We start from the raw sequence: 21124 nt of genomic DNA on the forward strand, positions 1-21124 counted from the left end.
TACCAAACCCTCTCTTTCTACACGCCTCCGAATCTGCGCCCTCTATGCTGAAAGTCTGTAATTGCATTTAGCAAATGTTCCTCGGTAAAATCTGGCCAATACACATCTGTAAACCAAAATTCCGAATATGCAATTTGCCATAACATGAAATTACTAATCCGTAGCTCTCCGCTCGTACGGATTAACAACTCTGGGTCAGGTAAAGAACTCGTCATTAAATAGGAAGAAAGCATTTCTTCACTTACATCTTCAACACGAATTTTTCCTTCCTCACTATCTTTCACCATATGTTGCACAGCAGAAACGATTTCATCTCGACTTCCATAGTTTAACGCGAAATTAAGAATTAATCCCGTATTCTCTTTCGTATCTTCCATGGCCTTTTCCATCGCTCTGCGTGTATGCGTAGGAAGACGATCTTGTTGTCCTATTACTCGAACTTGAACGTTCTCTTCAATCAATTCTGGTAAAAATGTACCTAGAAATTCTTCTGGAAGCCTCATTAAATAGTCAACTTCCTTTTTCGGTCTTTTCCAGTTCTCAGTTGAAAAAGCATAAAGAGTTAATACTTTCACATTAAGTTTGCTTGCAAATTTTGTGATTTTCTTTACAACTTGCATGCCTTCATGATGTCCCGCAATACGAGGCATCGCTCTCCTCTTTGCCCATCTTCCATTACCATCCATAATGATAGCAATATGTTCTGGGATGTATCCTTTTTTCACTTTTTCAACGAGATGATCAAACGATGCGACCTTTTTACTTTTAAAAAAAGGAAAGTTTTTAAACATCATTCATACCCTCCAGCAAGCAGACGTATGCCTAAAAGTGTAAAAAGACCCCCTTAAGAAGAGGGTCATATTTGCGAAGGTATCGCTATTACACTTCCATGATTTCTTTTTCTTTGTTTTTTGCGATTTCGTCAACTTTTGCAATATATTTATCTGTTTCTTTTTGGATATCTTCAGTATATCCTCTTAAATCATCTTCTGTAATATCGCCAGCTTTTTCAAGCTTCTTAAGATCATCGTTACCGTCACGACGTACGTTACGAACAGCAACTTTTGCTTCTTCAGCATATTTTTTCACAACTTTTACAAGATCACGACGACGCTCTTCTGTTAATGCAGGGAATGCAATACGAATTACAGTTCCATCATTAGAAGGATTTAAGCCTAAATCTGCTTTTAAGATTGCTTTTTCAATATCACCGATAGAAGTTTTATCATAAGGTTGAATTACAAGTAAACGTGCTTCTGGAACTGTAATGTTCGCTAATTGCACAACAGGTGTTGGTGCACCATAGTAATCAACTTGTACCTTATCTAATACAGACGAGCTTGCACGACCTGCACGAACTGTTGCTAATTCACGAGAGTAAGCAGCAACTGCTTTTTCCATTTTTTCATTTGAAGACTTCAATACTTGTTGTCCCATATTTATTTCCCCCTTACAACTGTTCCAATATTTTCGCCTAAAACGGCACGTTTAATATTACCTTTTTCCATAACCGAGAATACAATTAATGGAATATCATTGTCCATACATAAAGAAGAAGCTGTTGAATCCATTACACCTAAACCTTCTTTTAATACATCTAAGTAAGTAAGTGTTTCGTATTTCGTAGCTGTTGGGTCAAGAGATGGATCTGCATTATATACGCCATCTACATTGTTTTTCGCCATTAAGATAACGTCTGCTTCGATTTCCGCTGCACGAAGTGCTGCCGTTGTATCTGTAGAGAAATATGGGTTACCTGTACCTGCTGCAAAGATCACAACACGTTTTTTCTCTAGATGACGAACTGCTTTACGACGAATGTAAGGCTCTGCTACTTGACGCATCTCGATTGAAGTTTGAACACGAGTTTGAATTCCAATGTTCTCTAGGCTATCTTGAAGAGCTAATGAGTTCATAACTGTTGCTAACATACCCATGTAATCTGCTCCAGCACGATCCATTCCCATTTCACTTCCGATTTTCCCACGCCAAATGTTTCCGCCACCAACAACAACAGCAACTTCTACATCAAGTTCTGCAATTTCTTTCACTTGTTCCGCAACTGATTTAATAACAGATGGGTTAATTCCAAATCCTTGTTCGCCAGCTAACGCTTCTCCGCTTAGCTTTAATACGACACGATTATATTTCGGTTTACTCATAATGAACCTCCAATTGCTTACATCTTTATTTTAAAAAAGGGAACACAATGTGTTCCCTAATCTTTATTAGTTGCTACCTTTTACTTGGTTCATTACTTCTTCAGCAAAGTTGTCTTCGCGTTTTTCGATACCTTCACCAACAGCGTAGCGAACGAATCCTTTTAATGTTCCGCCTTTAGACTCAACGAACTGACGAACTTTCATATCAGGGTTTTTAACGAATGCTTGGTCAAGTAAGCAAATTTCTTCGAAGAATTTGCCTAGACGGCCTTCAACCATTTTTGCAACGATTTTTTCAGGCTTGCCTTCGTTTAATGCTTGTTGTGTTAATACTTGACGCTCATGCTCAACTTCTTCAGCTGTTACAGCATCGCGGTCGATGTATTTAGGGTTAACTGCAGCGATGTGCATTGCAACATCTTTAGCAGCAGCTTCATCAGTAGAACCTTCAAGAACTGTTAATACACCAATACGTCCACCCATGTGTAGGTAAGCGCCGAATGCATCTGCATCAGTTTTTGATACGATTTCGAAACGACGAAGTGTAAGTTTTTCACCAATTTTAGCGATTGCTTCGTTGATGTGCTCTTCTACTGTTTTGCCGCCTTCGATTGTTTGAGCCATAGCTTCTTCAATGTTAGCTGGTTTGTTAGCTAATAAGTGAGCAGCTAATTCTTTAATTAACGCTTGGAAACCTTCGTTTTTCGCAACGAAATCAGTTTCAGAGTTTAATTCTAAGATTAAACCTTCGTTACCGTTTGTTTCGATGAAAGTTAAACCTTCAGCAGCGATGCGGTCTGCTTTTTTAGCAGCTTTTGCAATACCTTTTTCACGTAAGAAGTCAATTGCTTTCTCCATGTCGCCATTAGTTTCAGTTAAAGCTTTTTTGCAGTCCATCATACCTGCGCCTGTTTTTTCACGAAGTTCTTTTACCATTTGTGCAGTGATTGCCATATTTTTCATCCTCCTAAAATATGTATTTATACCTTTTTAAAAAGGTGTTTATACCTTAAAAAAGGTGATAAAAGGCCGAACCCCTTATCACCTTTCCAAATTTGTTACGCAGTAACAGTTTCTTCACCTTGTTTTGCTTCAAGGATCGCGTCTGCCATTTTAGATGTAAGAAGTTTTACAGCACGAATTGCATCATCGTTTGCTGGGATAACGTGATCGATTTCGTCTGGATCACAGTTTGTATCAACGATACCGATGATTGGAATGTGTAATTTGCGCGCTTCAGCAACTGCAATACGCTCTTTACGAGGGTCTACTACGAATAATGCACTTGGAAGACCTTTCATATCTTTAATACCGCCTAAGAATTTCTCAAGACGCTCTAACTCTTTTTTAAGTTGAACAACTTCTTTCTTAGGTAGTACTTCGAAAGTACCATCTTCTTGCATTCTTTCGATGTCTTTAAGACGCTTGATACGCTTTTGGATTGTTTGGAAGTTTGTTAAAGTTCCACCTAACCAACGTTGGTTAACGAAGTACATACCAGCACGAGTTGCTTCTTCTTTAATAGCTTCTTGTGCTTGTTTTTTAGTACCTACGAATAAGATGTCTCCACCTTCAGCAGCGATGTCACGCATCGTTCTGTAAGCTTCCTCAACTTTTTTCACAGTTTTTTGTAAGTCGATGATGTAGATACCGTTACGCTCTGTGAAAATGTAACGCTTCATTTTTGGGTTCCAACGACGAGTTTGATGTCCGAAATGAACACCAGCTTCAAGCAATTGCTTCATAGAAATTACTGACATAATTTAGTTCCTCCTAAATGGTTTTTGATATCCTCCGTTTACTTCATCTCTAAGCGAAACTACAAACGTAGCACCAACACTTAAATCAGTAAACGTGTGTACTTTGTACTGACACCACTGCTTACTATATCATACTGAAATATTACAATCAAGTCGAAAATGCGAACAATGTAAAACTTTCTTTTTTTCACGCTCGAATTCTAGTATTCCCAACCTTCACTTCCTTTAAGCAAGGCGGTGAAGGTTAATTAATAGTTTTCTAATGAACGTTGTCACGACGCCTTACGTAAGCAAAATCATTCTCTTAAAAAAACAAAAAACTCTCCTCAACCGAGGAGAGTTTTTATATAAATTAGTTTGTTTTTAATTTAGCAAGTTCCTGTAGAAACTTGTCGTTTAGCACTTTAATGTATGTTCCTTTCATACCTAAAGAGCGAGATTCAATAACACCAGCACTTTCTAATTTACGTAGTGCATTTACGATTACAGAACGAGTAATTCCTACGCGATCAGCAATTTTACTTGCAACAAGTAAACCTTCTGTTCCATTTAATTCTTCGAAGATATGCTCAATTGCTTCTAACTCACTGTAAGATAATGAGCTGATCGCCATTTGAACAACAGCTTTACTACGTGCTTCCTCTTCGATTTCTTCCGCTTTTTCACGTAAGATTTCCATACCTACTACAGTTGAACTGTATTCAGCAAGGATTAAATCATCATCTAAGAACTCTTGACCAAGACGAGCTAACACTAATGTACCTAGACGCTCACCGCCACCAACGATTGGTACGATTGTAGTTAAACCTTGACCGAATAATTCTCTATTTTCTACTGGGAATGCTGTGTAAGCACTGTTTACATCTAAGTTAGAAGATGTTTCTGTAATGTTGAATAAGCTTTGTGTGTATTCTTCCGGGAATTGACGCTCTGCAAGCATTTGTTTCATACGCTCATTCTCAATTTGTTGGTGAATTGCATAACCTAGTAATTTACCACGACGGCTTACTACGAATACGTTCGCTTCGATTACTTCACACATTGTGTCAGACATTTCTCTAAAGTTTACAGGCTTTCCTGCTGCGCTCTGTAATAACGCATTTAATTTTCTTGTTTTTGCTAATAATTCCATTTCAAAAGTTCCTCCTACATGTTACTCACATATTTTTTCATCACTTGGAAACTAGGGCGAGTCACCTGATGACACAATTACAAAATAAACTGGCTCACATCTTTATTTTTAGCAATCGTTGCTAATTTCTCCTCAACGTATTGAGGTGTTATCGTTATTTTCTCTAACGTAATTTCAGATGCCTCAAACGATAAATCTTCAAGGAGCTTCTCCATAATCGTATGAAGTCTTCTTGCTCCAATATTATCTGTATCCTGATTAACTTGATAAGCAATCTCAGCAATCCTACGAATAGCTTCGTCTGAAAATTCAATTTCTATACCTTCAGTCGCTAATAAAGCCATATATTGTTTAATTAACGCATTGTCAGGCTCGATTAATATTTTAACAAAATCATCTGTCGATAATTTTGTTAATTCTACTCGAATCGGAAATCTCCCTTGCAGTTCCGGAATTAAATCTGACGGTTTAGACATATGAAACGCTCCAGCTGCAACGAATAAAATATAATCCGTTTTTACTGATCCGTATTTTGTCGCAACATTCGATCCTTCTACAATTGGTAAAATGTCACGTTGCACACCTTCACGTGATACATCTACGCTATTCGACTGCTTACCAGCAATTTTGTCAATTTCATCGATAAAAATAATCCCGAGCTGTTCAGCACGATAAACAGCCTCTTGTGTAACTTCATCCATATCAATTAAGCGCTGTGCTTCCTCATTTGTCAAGAGTTTTCTTGCTTCTTTCACAGAAAGTTTACGTTTTTTTGTTTTTTTCGGCATAAAACTTCCTAATGCATCTTGGAAATTCATTCCCATTTGTTCCATGCCAGTTCCTTGTAACATATCAAACATGGAAGACTGTTGCTCAGTCACTTCAATCGATACAATTTCATCTTCAAGAAGTCCTGCAGCAAGCTTTCTTTCTACATCTTGACGTTTCTTTTCGATTTCAACATCTTCCTGTGCATCAGATGTTTGATTCGAATTTTGAGCACCGCCAAATAGCATTTCTAATGGGTTTTTAAATCCAGATTGTTTCTCCGGACTCGGCACTAAAATTTCAACAAGACGTTGGTTCGCTTGTTCTTCTGCTTTGTCTTGAACTTTCACTACCATTTCTTCTTTTACGATACGGACCGACGCTTCCACAAGGTCACGTACCATCGATTCTACATCTCTACCTACATATCCAACTTCTGTAAATTTCGTAGCTTCAACCTTAATAAAAGGTGCTCCAACGAGTTTCGCCATTCGTCGTGCTACCTCTGTTTTACCAACACCTGTCGGTCCAATCATTAAAATATTTTTAGGTGCAATTTCATCACGTAGATTTTCAGCTAATTTACTTCGACGGTATCGATTTCTTAAAGCTACAGCAACCGCTTTCTTCGCATCTTTTTGACCGATAATGTATTGATCTAATTTTTCCACAATTTGACGCGGAGTAAAATGTAAATGCATATAAAATGCCTCCCTTACGATTCTACAATTCTTCCACAATTATATTGTGGTTTGTATAAACACAAATATCGCCAGCAATGTCTAAACTCGCTTTCGCAATTTGCTTCGCTGTTAAATGTTCACTTGCATATTGCTTTAAAGCACGACCTGCAGAAAGCGCATAATTCCCACCAGATCCAATCGCTAAAATACCATCATCCGGTTCAATCACTTCTCCTGTACCTGAAACAAGAAGCATAGTTGTTTTATCCATGACAATGAGCATCGCTTCTAGCTGACGTAACATTTTGTCGCCACGCCATTGTTTTGCCATTTCAACTGCAGCACGCTGCAAGTTCCCATTGTACTCTTCTAATTTCCCTTCAAACATTTCAAAAAGAGTAAATGCGTCAGCAACGGAACCTGCAAAGCCAGCTAAAACTTTCCCTTGGAAAAGTTTACGGACTTTACGAGCTGTATGTTTCATTACAACTGCATTTCCCATTGTCACCTGACCATCTCCAGCCATTGCACATTCTCCATTATGATGAACTGCAAATATCGTTGTAGCGTGGAAATTTCCCATAGAAAAAACTCCTTTATATGTTTTTATAGCTTTAAAAGCAATTTATGCCCGCGGGTGATGCTTCATGTAGACAGAACGCAATCTTTCTTTAGAGACATGCGTATAAATTTGTGTCGTCGACAAATTCTCATGACCGAGTAGTTCCTGTACAGTACGTAAATCCGCCCCTTCATCTAACATGTGTGTAGCAAATGTATGCCTTAACATATGGGGACTTATCCGCATTGTCAGTGAAGCCTTCTTAATGAGTTCGTTTAATACATAGCGTACCCCTCGACTTGTTAGCGGCGTGCCTTTCGCATTTAAAAATACCATATGAGAGTGTTCTTCAGTTTTGTGAGCTAACTGTTTTCTCCCGTTCTCTATATAAGTAATTAAAGCATCTTGCGCATAGCTTCCGAACGGAATATACCTTTGTTTTTTTCCTTTTCCCATTACTAAAATTGTTCCCACCGCGAAGTCAATATCGGTAAGTTGTAAATTGACACATTCACTCACACGGATCCCAGTCGCATACATCAACTCTAATAAAGCTTGATTCCTTTGACCTAGCGGCGTTTCCGTATCAGAAACTTCAAATAATTCCTCTAATTCTTCAGCATATAAAAACTTTGGGATTGACAATTCTTTTTTGGGGAGTGACGCAAGTGCAAAAGGATTATCTTTCCGATAACCTTCACGCATCAAAAAACGATATAAACTTCGTAAGCTTGATACTTTTCTTGCGACAGATTTACGGGCTAACTTTTCATCGTGCAACGTCGTTAAGTACAAACGAACATCCGCGTATGTAACATCTAAAAAAGAGGATATGCCTTCTCGCTCCATAAATTGCACAAAATGTTCTAAATCATTTTGATAACTTGCAATTGTATATTTTGAATAATTTCTTTCAATTTGTAAATATCCAACGAATAATTGTAACAATTTCTTCACATTCACACAATTCACCTCAATAAAGGCTACTAAATCGTATCACAACTTAGTAGCCTTTGCAAGAAATTTAACTAAATATTTACAAAATTTTGAATTGTTTCTAAAGCGCGTGTTGCATATGCTTCATTTCGTTCTGCTTTCCTCTTAACTTTCTTCTCTAACGGTGCAAACAAACCGAAGTTTGCATTCATTGGCTGGAAGTTTTTCGCGTTTGTCGCAGTAATATAATTCGCCATACTTCCCATTGCAGTTACAGGCGGTAATACAACCGGTTCTTCACCTTTCACAAGTCGAGCAGCGTTAATACCCGCTAGTAATCCTGACGCCGCTGATTCAACATATCCCTCTACTCCAGTCATTTGACCAGCGAAGAATAAATCATCACGTTGTTTATATTGATATGTTGGACGAAGCAAGTTAGGTGAATTAATAAAAGTATTACGATGCATTACACCATAACGTACAATCTCTGCGTTTTCCAGTCCTGGAATCAACTGTAACACTTCTTTTTGTGGTCCCCACTTTAAATGCGTTTGGAAACCTACGATATTGTATAACGTTCCTGCTGCATCATCTTGACGTAACTGAACAACAGCATATGGCGTTTTTCCTGTTTTCGGATCTTCTAATCCAACAGGTTTCATCGGTCCAAATACTAGCGTCTGTCTTCCTCTACTTGCCATAACTTCTACCGGCATACAACCTTCAAAGAAAATTTCTTTTTCAAATTCTTTTAAAGGTACTGTTTCAGCAGCAATTAAAGCCTCGTAAAAACGGTCAAATTCCTCTTCCGTCATTGGGCAGTTTAAATATGCAGCTTCACCTTTATCGTAACGAGACTTTAAATATACTTTATTCATATCAATGCTGTCTTTCTCAACAATCGGTGCTGCAGCATCATAGAAATAAAAATAATCTTCACCTGTTAATTCTTTTAATTGTGCAGCAAGATCAGGAGACGTAAGTGGACCTGTCGCGATAACAGTAGGTCCTTCTGGAATTTCAGTAATTTCTTCATTCATCACAGTTACGTTCGGATGGTTTTTCACATACTCTGTTACCTTTGCCGCAAATTCATGACGATCTACAGCTAAAGCCCCTCCTGCTGGTACAGAGCACTCATCAGCTGCACGAATAATAACAGAGTCCATTAAACGCATTTCTTCTTTAATAACACCAACAGCGTTTGTTAATGTGTTTGCGCGAAGCGAGTTACTGCATACTAACTCTGCAAATTTATCTGTGTGATGAGCCGGCGTTTGCCTTACTGGTCTCATTTCATATAATTTTACTTGGACACCTCGTTTTGCAATTTGGTAAGCTGCTTCACTTCCTGCAAGACCTGCGCCAATGACGTTTACTACTTGTGTTGTCATATATATCACCTTTCCTTTTCTTCCCGAAAAAAATGTGAGCAGTTACGCTCACATTTGTTGTTCTTCTTCATAATCACACGAAATACATTGTACTTGCACGCCTTTTTTCAACTTCTTCTCTACAAGCATACCTTCGCACTTCGGACATTTACGACCAATTGGTTTATCCCAAGATACAAAGTCACACTCTGGATACGTACCGCACCCATAGAAAAGACGTTTCTTTTTATTACTACGACGTTCAATAATTTGACCTTTATCACACTTCGGACAAGTAACACCGATTTCTTTCACAATCGGTTTTGTATTACGACAATCTGGGAAATTCGAACAAGCCATAAATTTCCCGTATTTACCCATTTTAAAGACCATTGGGTGCTCACACAATTCACAGTCTTCCCCAGCTGGTTCATCTTTAATTTCTACTTCACGCATTTCTTTTTCCGCTTTTTCTAAACGCGGTTCAAAGCCTACGTAGAAATCATCAACAATTTTTACCCAATTCGCATTTCCTTCTTCTACTTCATCAAGACTTTGCTCCATGTTAGCAGTAAATTCAATGTTAATAATTTCTGGGAAAAACTCTAAAATAAGTTCAATTACTATTTCACCAAGTTCAGTTGGAACGAAGCGTTTATTATCCAAACCTACGTATCCACGTTTTTGAATCGTTTCAAGTGTCGGTACGTAAGTCGACGGTCTTCCAATTCCAAGCTCTTCAAGTGTTCTTACTAGACGAGCCTCTGTATAGCGCGGCGGAGGTTGTGTAAAGTGTTGCTTCGGTTCTAAATCCTTGGAAAATACCGTTTCCCCTACTTCTAAAGGTGGCAACATTTTATCCTTTTCTTCAGCCCCGTCATCTTTCGACTCTACATACACTTTCATAAATCCTGGAAACTTTACAACCGATCCACTTGCACGGAACTGAACATTGTTATTAATGAGTCTAGCTGTCACAGTATCCATTATAGCAGACGCCATTTGACTTGCAACAAATCGCTCCCAAATCAGTTTATACAACCGAAGTTGATCACGACTTAAGAAACTCTTTAGTTCCTCTGGCCTTCTCATTACCGAAGTAGGACGAATTGCCTCATGCGCATCTTGCGCGTTCGACTTTTTCGTTTCTTTCTTCTTTTCTGTTCCTATGTATTCCGCACCAAACGACTCAGTAATGTAAGTACGCGCCTCTGTTTGAGCTGTTTCTGAGATACGTGTTGAGTCAGTTCTCATATACGTAATAAGACCTACAGTCCCTTGCTTTCCAAGATCTATCCCTTCATACAATTGCTGCGCGAGCATCATTGTTTTCTTTGCTCGCATGTTTAACTTACGCGCTGCCTCTTGTTGCAAGGAAGATGTTGTAAACGGTAATGCAGGATTACGTTTTCGCTCTTTTCGCGTTACATTTTCAACTGAAAACGCATTATCTTTCATCTGTTCAATTATTTCATTCACTTGCGTTTCATTCGTTAATTGAACTTTTTCACCATCTACACCGTAAAAGCTTGCTTCAAATGTGTCTTTCCCTTTCACAAATTCCGTCTTAATTGTCCAGAATTCTTCAGGCTCAAAGCTTTGAATTTCTCTTTCACGTTCAATAATTAAACGAACTGCTACAGATTGTACGCGTCCTGCACTTAATCCTTTTTTTACTTTCTTCCATAATAAAGGACTAATATTGTAACCAACAAGACGATCTAGTATACGCCTTGCTTGTTGTGCATCCACTAAATCCATATTAATCGCACGAGGATGTTTAAATGACTCTTTGATTGCATCTTTTGTAATCTCATTAAACACAACTCGGCAATCTGATTCAACGTCCACATTTAACGTATTAGCTAAATGCCAAGCAATCGCTTCCCCTTCGCGGTCTGGATCGGCCGCGAGATAGACTTTCTTTGCTTTTTTTGCCGCTGATTTTAAGTCTTTTAAGACGGGACCTTTACCACGAATGGTAATATACTTCGGGGTGAAGTTGTTCTTTACTTCTATCCCCATTTGACTTTTAGGTAAATCGCGAACGTGTCCCATAGACGCGACAACTTTGTATTTTTTCCCTAAATATTTCTCAATGGTCTTCGCCTTAGAAGGCGACTCCACGATTACGAGGTAATCTGACATGCTAGTGCCTCCTTAAGAGGTGGATTCAAGTCTTCATCAATCTTATTGATTTCTCTTGTTTTTGTCAATCAAGAATGAATATACCATACAGCGCCTATCTACCATTTGTCAATAATTGTTTAATAAAAACATAAAAATATAAGGTTAATTTATAATCTCTTCCAAGATATCTTCTGCATTTCTTACTAGTTTTGCTCCTTGTTGAATCAGATAATTCGTTCCTGATGCACTATCTATAAATATAGGTCCAGGAAGTGCAAATACCTCTCTATTTTGCTCTAAAGCAAGGTCCGCAGTAATAAGTGTTCCACTTCTTGATTTCGCTTCTACAACTAAAACACCCTTACTTATACCACTAATAATCCGGTTCCTTTTTGGAAAATACCATTTTTTCGGTGCATAGTGCGGCGGATACTCTGTTAATAACAATATATATTCATTCCACGTTCCATATAAATGTCTATTCTCTTTTGGATACATATACAATAATCCATGTCCTAGTATTGCTATAGTCGGGCAATGCTGTCTTACTGTTATTTCATGAGACATTGTATCTATCCCTCTTGCAAACCCACTGACAATAAGCCATTCCCTTTCTAATAAGGGGTGTAAAATAAATTTTAAACTCTCATGTCCATATAAAGTCGGTTCCCTCGTTCCAATAACCGCTAATTTATTCACTCTATTGAGAAAATCCTTCTCTCCTTTTCCATATAACACAAAGGGTGGATCCTGTATTTCACGTAATAATTGTGGATAATCTTCATCCCATATAGTCATATAAAAGATTCGATTTTTCTCTAAATAAGATATATATTGCAAGAGATTTGAACTTTGAAGAAAATTTACTAATTCTGAAGATTTTTTCGAGGATATTCCAGTGTAGTATTCCATTTGTTTTGCATTAAAAGTGTATATTCCCTTCAATTCTGGATCGACATATAGTAGTCTTTCCATCGCCTTCCAATGATCTGCTAAAAAATAATGAAGATGTAATAATCGTTCTCTTTTCATCCTAATTCTCCTTACCCATAATTTTTATTATGTAAACAAGAAGTGTGTAAAAAGACACCTTCAAGCAAGAAGGTGTCTTTCAACAGATTAGTAGTTTTTACAAGTCTCAAATAGACCTTTTTCTTTTAAGACAGAGATTAGCGTTTCACCCATAACCGCTGGAGTTTCCGCTACTTTAATACCACAAGCTTCCATCGTTTTAATCTTTTCAGCAGCAGTTCCTTTACCACCAGAAATGATTGCACCAGCATGGCCCATACGTTTGCCAGCAGGCGCTGTTTGGCCACCAATGAAGCCTACAACAGGTTTTGTCATATTAGCTTTCACCCATTCAGCTGCCTCTTCTTCCGCTGTACCACCGATTTCACCAATCATAATTACAGCATGTGTTTCTTCATCTTCATTAAATGCTTTTAACGCATCAATAAAGTCTGTACCGTTAACTGGGTCCCCGCCGATACCTACAGCAGTAGATTGGCCAATACCTTCTTGTGTTAACTGATGTACAGCCTCATACGTTAATGTACCAGAGCGGGATACGATACCTACATGACCTTTTTTATGAATGTATCCTGGCATAATACCGATTTTACATTCATCAGGCGTGATAACACCTGGACAGTTTGGTCCAAGTAAACGTGTATGTTTACCAGCCATATATCTCTTTACATTTACCATATCTAATACAGGAATTCCTTCAGTAATACATACTACTAAGTCAATTTCTGCATCAACTGCTTCCATAATTGCATCAGCCGCAAAAGCGGGTGGAACGTATACAACTGAAGCGTTTGCGCCTGTTGCTTTCACTGCATCTTCTACAGTATCAAATACTGGTACACCTTCAATATCAGTGCCACCTTTACCTGGCGTTACACCACCGACAATTTTCGTACCGTATTCAATCATTTGTTTTGTGTGGAATAACCCTTGAGAACCTGTAATACCTTGAACAATAACTTTTGTATCTTTATTAACTAATACGCTCATTTTTCTCCCCCGCTTTCTATTAGCCCACTAGTGAAACAATTTTTTGTGCACCGTCTGCCATAGATTCTGCTGCAACAATATTTAAGCCAGACTCATTTAAAATTTTCTTACCTAACTCTACGTTTGTACCTTCAAGACGTACAACTAAAGGTAATTCAAGACCTACTTGTTTCGTTGCTTCAATAACACCTTCTGCGATAACATCACACTTCATAATGCCACCAAAAATGTTAACGAAAATACCTTTTACATTTTTGTCAGAAAGGATAATTTTGAATGCTTCTGTAACTTTTTCAGCAGTCGCACCGCCACCAACATCTAAGAAGTTAGCTGGATCGCCATGGTAATGTTTAATGATATCCATTGTAGCCATCGCTAAACCTGCACCATTAACCATACAACCGATATTTCCATCTAAAGGAATGTAGTTTAAGTCATATTTAGAAGCTTCAATTTCTTTTGCATCTTCTTCATCAAGATCACGAAGTTCTAAAATGTCTTTATGGCGATATAAAGCATTAGAATCAAAGTTTAATTTCGCATCTAATGCCATAACTTTACCGTCACCTGTTGTAACAAGTGGGTTAATCTCCGCGATAGAGCAATCTTTTTCAATAAACGCACGGTATAAGCCCATCATAAACTTCACAGCTTGTCCTACAAGCTCTTTTGGAATATTGATGTTAAATGCGATTCGGCGCGCTTGGAAGCCTTGTAAGCCTACTGCTGGATCAATATATTCTTTAAAGATCTTTTCAGGTGTTTGCTCTGCTACTTCTTCAATTTCTGTTCCACCTTCTTCAGATGCCATTAAAACAACTTGAGAAGTTGCACGATCTAAAACAAGACCTACATAATATTCTTTTTTAATATCGCAACCTTCTTCGATAAGTAAGCGTTTTACTTCCTTACCTTCAGGACCTGTTTGATGTGTCACAAGTGTAGTTCCTAAAATGCTTTCTGCATATGTACGAACTTCATCTAAATTTTTTGCAACTTTTACTCCGCCAGCTTTGCCGCGTCCACCAGCGTGAATTTGTGCTTTTACTACACATACATCCGTTCCTAATTCTTTCGCTGCTTCTACAGCTTCTTCTACCGTAAATGCAACCTTCCCGTTCGGAACGCTAACCCCATAGCTTCTAAGGACTGCCTTACCTTGGTACTCATGGATATTCATGGTCCCATCCTCCCCTGTTTTCCTGTTTTACTCGAAAAGTTTTTTAATGTTTAAAAAACATTACATTGCCATTGTATAAGATGATTGGCACGCTGTCTACAATAAAGTGTCAGAAAACTGAAATCGCTTTATTCTTTTTGGAAAATAGTAATGTTTATATGTCAAAATAAAAAATAAGCTATGAAAACACAGCTTATTTTTGAATCATATCTTTAATTGGCGCAAACGATTTCCGATGTTCTTCTAATACTCCATGCGCTTCAATCGCTTCTAAATGTTGTTTTGTTCCATATCCCATATGTTGTTCAAATCCATATGCAGGATACTTTTCTCCAAGCTCTTTCATCATACGATCTCTCGTTACTTTCGCAACAATGGATGCAGCTGAAATAGAAATACTTTTCGCATCACCTTTAATAATGGATGTTTGTGGAATTGGTGTAGGAAGTTTCATCGCATCAATTAATAAATATTCTGGTGCACAAGATAAATTCGCAACAGCATCTAACATTGCTTGTTTCGTCGCTTGATAAATATTTATTTCATCAATAACTTGTGGTGATACAATTCCAACTCCAATTGCAATTGCTTGTGCTTTGATTTCATCATAAAAACGCTCTCGCTTCGCCTCACTCAGCTTTTTCGAGTCATTTAACCCTGGAATATAACAATCTTCCGGAAGGACAACAGCCGCCGTCACGACAGGCCCAGCTAGCGGCCCACGCCCTACTTCATCTATACCTGCAATATATGTGAGCCCTTTTTCACGTAATGCAATCTCGTACTTGGACATTTCGAAAAACTTTTCTTTTTCTTTCTGCGCTAACTCTTTTTGTTTATGCCACTTCAAAATAAGCTTTTGTACCCCTTTTCGCTCATCTTTCATTAATATTTGAAAGCGGTCATCTTCTTCACTCATAATTTCTTGCAGTAAACGTTCCGCTTCTTGAATAGTCACTTTTTGCATTCATGCCACTCCCTTTATATACAAAAAAGAAAAGACGTACAAACGCACGTCTTATACTTCTTCTACTTTTTCTACATCTTCTGTCTGCTCTGCAAACTCTTCTGGTGTTTCAAACGTCATTTTCCCAAGTTTTCCACCACGAAGCTCACGAAGGACAAGCTCAGATGTTTTATCATAATCAATCATTCCGCCGCCCATTAAACAGCCTCTATTTTTTCCAATTGCATCAAATAACTCCACAATATCTTCTGGAATCTCATTTAAATTATATCGCTCTTTCAAACGTTCTGGATAATGTTTCTCCATAAAACGTAAAGCGTAAACAGCAACATCTTGTAAATTTAAAATTGAATCTTTAATTGCGCCCGTTGTTGCTAAACGAAGACCCACTAGTTGATCTTCAAATTTAGGCCATAAAATACCAGGTGTATCTAACAGTTCCATTTCTTTTCCAACTTTAATCCATTGTTGGGCTGTTGTCACACCAGGACGATCTCCTGTTTTAGCAATATTTTTCTTCGCCAACTTATTAATTAACGTAGATTTACCAACATTCGGTATACCTACAATTAATGCACGAATCGCCCTCGGTCTAATACCTTTCGCAACCATTTTATCAAATTTCTCTTTCACCAACACTTTACAAGCGGCTGCAATTTCCTTCATACCTTGGCCAGCTTGTGCGTTAATTGAAATTGCCATATGGCCTTTTTCTTTAAAATATGCGATCCATTGCTTTGTTAAACGATCATCTGCCATATCCGCTTTATTTAAAACAACAAGCCTCGGTTTATGTGTAATAATCTCATCGATCATTGGATTTCGAGAAGATAAAGGTAATCGAGCATCTACAAGCTCAATTACAACATCAATTAACTTTAATTTTTCTGTTACTTGGCGTCTAGCCTTTGCCATATGTCCCGGGAACCACTGAATTACCATGTTGCCACCTTCTTTTTCTTTTATTTCACAATACGAGCATCTTTTAACGGCCAATATAGTATATTTGCTTTTCCAATCACTTGGTCCATTGAAATGGTACCAATCGAACGGCTATCTTTACTAAAACGACGATTATCGCCTAAAACAAATAATTGACCTTCTGGAACAGTTTTCTTCCCTGTCATTTCTTCAAGAGTAAAATCATATGTAAGCGGTCCGTCAGCAATTTGTTTTTTCTGCTTGTCTAAATACGGCTCCTCATAAGCCTTTCCGTTAACATATAGCTTATCATTACGGTACTCTATTTCATCGCCTGGTAGGCCGATAATACGCTTAATATAATCTTTATCTTCCGTTGCTCGGAATACGATAATATCAAATCGTTTCGGATCTCCTATGTGATAACCAATTTTATTGACAATCATTCGATCGCGATCATGTAAAGTAGATGCCATCGATACTCCATCTACGAGAATTGGCGCAAAGAAAAACTGTCTAATAACACCCGCTAATACAACAGCAATCAAAATTGCTTTGATCCATTCCCAAAGTGAACTCTTTTCTTTCTTCATGCATTTCCCCTCCACGATTATGTAAGCTGCTCGTATTATATCAAAATTTTATATAGATTGGAAAAAGGGAGCTTGTGTATTTACAAGCTCCCATACATGTCTTATCGAATTTCTTTAATACGTGCTTTTTTACCGCGAAGGTTACGTAAGTAGTATAACTTAGCACGACGTACTTTACCACGGCGAAGTACTTCGATTTTCGCGATTCTTGGCGTGTGAACTGGGAATGTACGCTCAACACCTACACCGTAAGAAATCTTACGAACTGTGAATGTTTCACTGATTCCGCCACCACGACGTTTAATTACAACACCTTCGAAAAGCTGAATTCTTTCACGAGTTCCCTCAACTACTTTTACGTGTACACGTAAAGTGTCTCCAGGACGGAATGAAGGAAGGTCAGTTTTTAATTGGCCTTTTGTAATTTCTGCGATTAATTGTTGCATATTAAATTCTCTCCTTTAAACAGATGCTCTTATAAAGTCTTAATAAATTACAGCGGAACATCGTTAATACGGCCACTGATTTCAGTAGCACAAGTGTTATAATAGCATATTGCTAGGACTGTTGCAATAGAAAATATATCAAGCCCTTACTTGTCTTCTTTAATCTGTTCTAGCCATTTCTCTTCTTGCTTAGACAATTCTCGTTCTTCCAGTAAATCCGGTCTACGCGTGTACGTACGACGTAGTGATTCTTTGTGTCGCCATTCATCAATATTTTTATGATTTCCTGACATTAGTACATCCGGTACCTTCATACCACGAAAATCAGCTGGACGTGTATAATGAGGATGCTCTAATAAACCTGTACTAAACGAATCCTCGACTTGTGAAGCATGATTTCCTAGTACTCCTGGCAGGAGACGTACGACACTATCAGTTATAACCATAGAGGCTAACTCTCCGCCCGTTAATACGTAGTCACCAATAGAAATTTCATCTGTTACGAGATGCTCACGAATTCGTTCATCGTACCCTTCATAATGACCACATACAAAAATAACATGCTCTTCTTCAGCAAGCTCTTCTGCCTTCTTCTGCGTAAAACGTTCTCCTTGTGGACACATTAAGACAACTCTCGGTTTACGGGCTGTTTCCTTCGTTAACTCTTCCACTGCATCAAAGATAGGCTGAGGGGTTAATACCATCCCAGCGCCACCACCATATGGATAATCATCTACGCTATTATGCTTACTTGTTGTATAATCACGGAAATTGACAACACGAAGCTCTACTGCTTCTTTTTCTTGTGCTTTCTTTAAAATTGAAGATCCAAACACACCCGTAAACATATCTGGAAACAATGTTAAAATGTCAATTTTCATTATAGCAGCCCTTCCATTACATGAATGGTTACTAATTTATTCTCAATGTTAACTTGAAGTACAACATCATCAATATAAGGAATTAACAGATCTTGACCTTTTGGACGTTTAATTACCCAAACATCATTTGCACCAGGAGATAAAATTTCTTTTATTGTTCCTAACGCTTCTCCTTCTTCCGTTACAACGCTACAACCAATAATTTCATGGTAATAGTATTCGCCTTCAGCTAGTTCGCCTAACTGCTCTTCTGGTACTTTTATTAAAGAACCTTTAAATTTCTCTGCTTCATCAACATTGTTGTATCCTTCAAATGTTAATAAATCAAATGTCTTATGTTGACGATGAGAAGTTACTTTCACCGGAAGGTAGTCTGTACTTTTCTCATTCGATATGTATAAAGTGTTTCCTACTTTATATCGCTCTTCTGGAAAATCAGTACGAGAAATAACACGAATTTCTCCTCTTACGCCATGAGTATTTACAATTTTCCCTACATTAAACCATTTTGTCATAAACAGTATGTCACCCCTGGTTTCTATATAAATTAAGCATCTCCATTTCACATATGGAACATGCAACTTCTCTTTAAATGTTAAAAAAGGGAGAGGAAATAACTCCTCGCCCTTTTTACGTTTATTGAATTTCCAGTGTTACTTTTTCATCGTTATGATGTCCCACTGAATACAAGAGCATTCGAATTGCTTTCGCAACTTTCCCTTGCTTTCCAATGACTTTTCCAACATCCTCAGGATGTACAGTTAATCGATACTTTATCTCTCCGTTGTAAAGTTCCTGTGTAACTTTTACATCTTCAGGATGATCGACAAGAGGCTTGACAATCGTCTCGACTAACTTCTTCATAGTCATTGCCTCAATTACTTACCTTGTTTAGATAAGTGGAATTTCTCCATGATACCTTGGTTAGAGAATAAGTTACGAACTGTATCAGATGGTTTAGCACCATTTCCTAACCATTTTAATGCTGCTTCTTCGTTGATCTTAACTTCAGCTGGTTGAGCAACCGGATTGTAAGTACCGATTTCCTCAATGAAACGTCCGTCACGAGGAGAACGAGAATCTGCAACAACTACACGATAGAAAGGAGTTTTTTTAGCTCCCATACGTTTTAAACGAATTTTAACTGCCATTTATAAAGCACCTCCGAATTTATTTCACACAGATAATTATATTAGCAAAAAGACTATTGCTTTGTAAAGTATTTTTTCTTAACAGAGCCATCTTTTTTCCTTACATGAATGGAAACTTCAATCCACCTAGTCCTTTTTTCTTACCTTTTTGCATTCCAGTCATCGTTTTCATCATCTTTTTCATATCATCAAATTGCTTGATTAAACGATTGATTTCTTGTACCGTTGTACCGCTACCTTTGGCAATGCGTTTTTTGCGACTAGCATTGATTATTTCCGGTTGTTCTCGCTCTAATTTAGTCATAGAACGAATAATTGCCTCAATATGCCCAATTTGTTTTTCATCAACTTGCGCATTTTTTAGCCCTTTAATTTTATTTGCACCAGGAAGCATTCCTAACAATTCATCAAGCGGTCCAAGTTGACGCACTTGTCCAAGTTGTTCTAGGAAATCGTCAAGCGTAAACGAAAGCGTACGCATTTTTTGCTCAAGTTCTTTTGCTTTCTCTTCATCAACTGTAGCTTGTGCTTTTTCAATTAATGTTAAGACGTCTCCCATCCCTAAAATACGGGATGCCATACGCTCTGGATGAAACGCTTCAATTGCATCTAGTTTTTCACCCATACCAGCAAATTTAATCGGTGTATTTGTTACAGCCTTAATAGATAATGCAGCACCACCGCGCGTATCACCATCTAATTTCGTTAACACAACACCTGTTAAACCTAACTGTTCATGGAAACTTTGCGCAACATTTACCGCGTCTTGCCCCGTCATCGCATCGACAACAAGGAAAATTTCATCCGGTTTCGCAACTTCTTTCACTTTCGCTAATTCATCCATTAGTTCTTCATCAATATGCAGGCGACCTGCTGTATCGATTAAAACATAATCGTGATGATCTTCTTTTGCTTTTGCAATCGCTTGTTTCGCAATTTCAACAGGACTTACTTGATCTCCTAAAGAGAATACAGGCATGTCCAATTGCTTCCCTAATGTTTCAAGCTGTTTAATCGCTGCTGGACGGTAAATATCCGCTGCAACAAGCATCGGTTTACGATTATGCTTTTTACGAAGCAAATTCGCAAGCTTACCTGTCGTCGTTGTTTTACCTGCACCTTGCAGACCAACCATCATAATAACAGTCGGTGGCTTATTAGCAACAGCAATTTTGCTTTGCTCTCCGCCCATAAGTTCTGTAAGTTCTTCCTGTACAACTTTAATTACTTGTTGTCCAGGTGTCAAACTTTTCATTACATCTTGTCCGACAGCACGTTCAGACACACGCTTTACAAAATCTTTTACTACTTTAAAGTTAACGTCCGCTTCTAAAAGAGCTAGACGAACTTCTCTCATCATTTCTTTCACATCGGCTTCAGAAACTTTTCCTTTGCCGCGGATTTTTTGCATTGTCTGTTGAAGTCGGTCGGCTAATCCTTCAAATGCCATATTG

At 38.0% G+C, this 21124-nt stretch carries 23 protein-coding genes; all 23 read right to left on the reverse strand.

Annotated features, from left to right (window positions below):
- Nucleotides 1-17: 17 nt before the first annotated feature.
- Complete coding sequence (gene uppS / locus ACXY7N_RS08115) at nucleotides 18-794, reverse strand: undecaprenyl pyrophosphate synthase (RefSeq protein WP_000971311.1); 777 nt, start codon at nucleotides 792-794, stop codon at nucleotides 18-20.
- A gap of 85 nt (nucleotides 795-879) precedes the next feature.
- The gene (frr, locus tag ACXY7N_RS08120) at nucleotides 880-1437 is read right to left on the reverse strand and encodes a ribosome recycling factor (protein WP_000531504.1); all 558 of its coding nucleotides are present in this window, start codon (nucleotides 1435-1437) and stop codon (nucleotides 880-882) included.
- A gap of 2 nt (nucleotides 1438-1439) precedes the next feature.
- Nucleotides 1440-2162, reverse strand: a complete 723-nt coding sequence (pyrH, locus tag ACXY7N_RS08125; protein ID WP_000042667.1) for a UMP kinase — start codon at nucleotides 2160-2162, stop codon at nucleotides 1440-1442.
- Between the two features lie 66 nt (nucleotides 2163-2228).
- Nucleotides 2229-3116, reverse strand: coding sequence for a translation elongation factor Ts (tsf, locus tag ACXY7N_RS08130; protein ID WP_001018584.1), 888 nt, complete (start codon nucleotides 3114-3116; stop codon nucleotides 2229-2231).
- A 104-nt stretch (nucleotides 3117-3220) separates the two neighbouring features.
- Entirely contained in the window at nucleotides 3221-3922 is a 702-nt protein-coding gene (gene rpsB, locus ACXY7N_RS08135) for a 30S ribosomal protein S2 (protein WP_000111485.1), read from the reverse strand.
- Nucleotides 3923-4274: 352 nt separating this feature from the next.
- The gene (gene codY / locus ACXY7N_RS08140; protein ID WP_000421290.1) at nucleotides 4275-5054 is read right to left on the reverse strand and encodes a GTP-sensing pleiotropic transcriptional regulator CodY; all 780 of its coding nucleotides are present in this window, start codon (nucleotides 5052-5054) and stop codon (nucleotides 4275-4277) included.
- Nucleotides 5055-5131: 77 nt separating this feature from the next.
- Entirely contained in the window at nucleotides 5132-6523 is a 1392-nt protein-coding gene (hslU, locus tag ACXY7N_RS08145) for an ATP-dependent protease ATPase subunit HslU (protein WP_016086607.1), read from the reverse strand.
- A 22-nt stretch (nucleotides 6524-6545) separates the two neighbouring features.
- A complete protein-coding gene (hslV, locus tag ACXY7N_RS08150; protein WP_000526271.1) occupies nucleotides 6546-7088 on the reverse strand; it encodes an ATP-dependent protease proteolytic subunit HslV in 543 nt (180 codons plus the stop codon).
- 42 nt (nucleotides 7089-7130) lie between these two features.
- Nucleotides 7131-8030 (reverse strand): tyrosine recombinase XerC, encoded by a 900-nt coding sequence (xerC, locus tag ACXY7N_RS08155; RefSeq protein ID WP_001101238.1) that lies wholly within the window; start codon nucleotides 8028-8030, stop codon nucleotides 7131-7133.
- 65 nt (nucleotides 8031-8095) lie between these two features.
- Nucleotides 8096-9400 (reverse strand): FADH(2)-oxidizing methylenetetrahydrofolate--tRNA-(uracil(54)-C(5))-methyltransferase TrmFO, encoded by a 1305-nt coding sequence (gene trmFO, locus ACXY7N_RS08160; RefSeq protein WP_000211997.1) that lies wholly within the window; start codon nucleotides 9398-9400, stop codon nucleotides 8096-8098.
- A gap of 48 nt (nucleotides 9401-9448) precedes the next feature.
- On the reverse strand, nucleotides 9449-11527 hold the full coding sequence (topA, locus tag ACXY7N_RS08165) for a type I DNA topoisomerase (protein WP_016086606.1): 2079 nt from the start codon (nucleotides 11525-11527) through the stop codon (nucleotides 9449-9451).
- Between the two features lie 144 nt (nucleotides 11528-11671).
- A complete protein-coding gene (dprA, locus tag ACXY7N_RS08170; protein WP_488592359.1) occupies nucleotides 11672-12541 on the reverse strand; it encodes a DNA-processing protein DprA in 870 nt (289 codons plus the stop codon).
- An 87-nt stretch (nucleotides 12542-12628) separates the two neighbouring features.
- A complete protein-coding gene (gene sucD / locus ACXY7N_RS08175; protein WP_000115178.1) occupies nucleotides 12629-13531 on the reverse strand; it encodes a succinate--CoA ligase subunit alpha in 903 nt (300 codons plus the stop codon).
- 19 nt (nucleotides 13532-13550) lie between these two features.
- A complete protein-coding gene (gene sucC, locus ACXY7N_RS08180; protein WP_016086604.1) occupies nucleotides 13551-14711 on the reverse strand; it encodes an ADP-forming succinate--CoA ligase subunit beta in 1161 nt (386 codons plus the stop codon).
- Nucleotides 14712-14904: 193 nt separating this feature from the next.
- On the reverse strand, nucleotides 14905-15678 hold the full coding sequence (gene rnhB / locus ACXY7N_RS08185; protein ID WP_016086603.1) for a ribonuclease HII: 774 nt from the start codon (nucleotides 15676-15678) through the stop codon (nucleotides 14905-14907).
- Between the two features lie 51 nt (nucleotides 15679-15729).
- Complete coding sequence (gene ylqF / locus ACXY7N_RS08190; RefSeq protein WP_016135245.1) at nucleotides 15730-16620, reverse strand: ribosome biogenesis GTPase YlqF; 891 nt, start codon at nucleotides 16618-16620, stop codon at nucleotides 15730-15732.
- A 20-nt stretch (nucleotides 16621-16640) separates the two neighbouring features.
- On the reverse strand, nucleotides 16641-17192 hold the full coding sequence (gene lepB, locus ACXY7N_RS08195; protein WP_000711857.1) for a signal peptidase I: 552 nt from the start codon (nucleotides 17190-17192) through the stop codon (nucleotides 16641-16643).
- A 101-nt stretch (nucleotides 17193-17293) separates the two neighbouring features.
- On the reverse strand, nucleotides 17294-17638 hold the full coding sequence (rplS, locus tag ACXY7N_RS08200) for a 50S ribosomal protein L19 (protein ID WP_001186516.1): 345 nt from the start codon (nucleotides 17636-17638) through the stop codon (nucleotides 17294-17296).
- 146 nt (nucleotides 17639-17784) lie between these two features.
- Nucleotides 17785-18519 (reverse strand): tRNA (guanosine(37)-N1)-methyltransferase TrmD, encoded by a 735-nt coding sequence (gene trmD / locus ACXY7N_RS08205; RefSeq protein WP_016086601.1) that lies wholly within the window; start codon nucleotides 18517-18519, stop codon nucleotides 17785-17787.
- Nucleotides 18519-19034, reverse strand: a complete 516-nt coding sequence (rimM, locus tag ACXY7N_RS08210; protein ID WP_000170282.1) for a ribosome maturation factor RimM — start codon at nucleotides 19032-19034, stop codon at nucleotides 18519-18521. Before rimM ends, trmD begins: the two co-directional genes overlap by 1 nt.
- 121 nt (nucleotides 19035-19155) lie before the next feature.
- Nucleotides 19156-19383, reverse strand: a complete 228-nt coding sequence (locus ACXY7N_RS08215) for a KH domain-containing protein (RefSeq protein ID WP_000737397.1) — start codon at nucleotides 19381-19383, stop codon at nucleotides 19156-19158.
- 14 nt (nucleotides 19384-19397) lie between these two features.
- Nucleotides 19398-19670: a 30S ribosomal protein S16 gene (gene rpsP, locus ACXY7N_RS08220; protein WP_000268750.1), complete on the reverse strand. Its 273-nt coding sequence runs from the start codon at nucleotides 19668-19670 to the stop codon at nucleotides 19398-19400.
- Between the two features lie 100 nt (nucleotides 19671-19770).
- On the reverse strand, nucleotides 19771-21120 hold the full coding sequence (gene ffh, locus ACXY7N_RS08225) for a signal recognition particle protein (protein WP_000863460.1): 1350 nt from the start codon (nucleotides 21118-21120) through the stop codon (nucleotides 19771-19773).
- Nucleotides 21121-21124 lie beyond the last annotated feature (4 nt).

The organism is Bacillus sp. 5w2, from assembly GCF_054353775.1.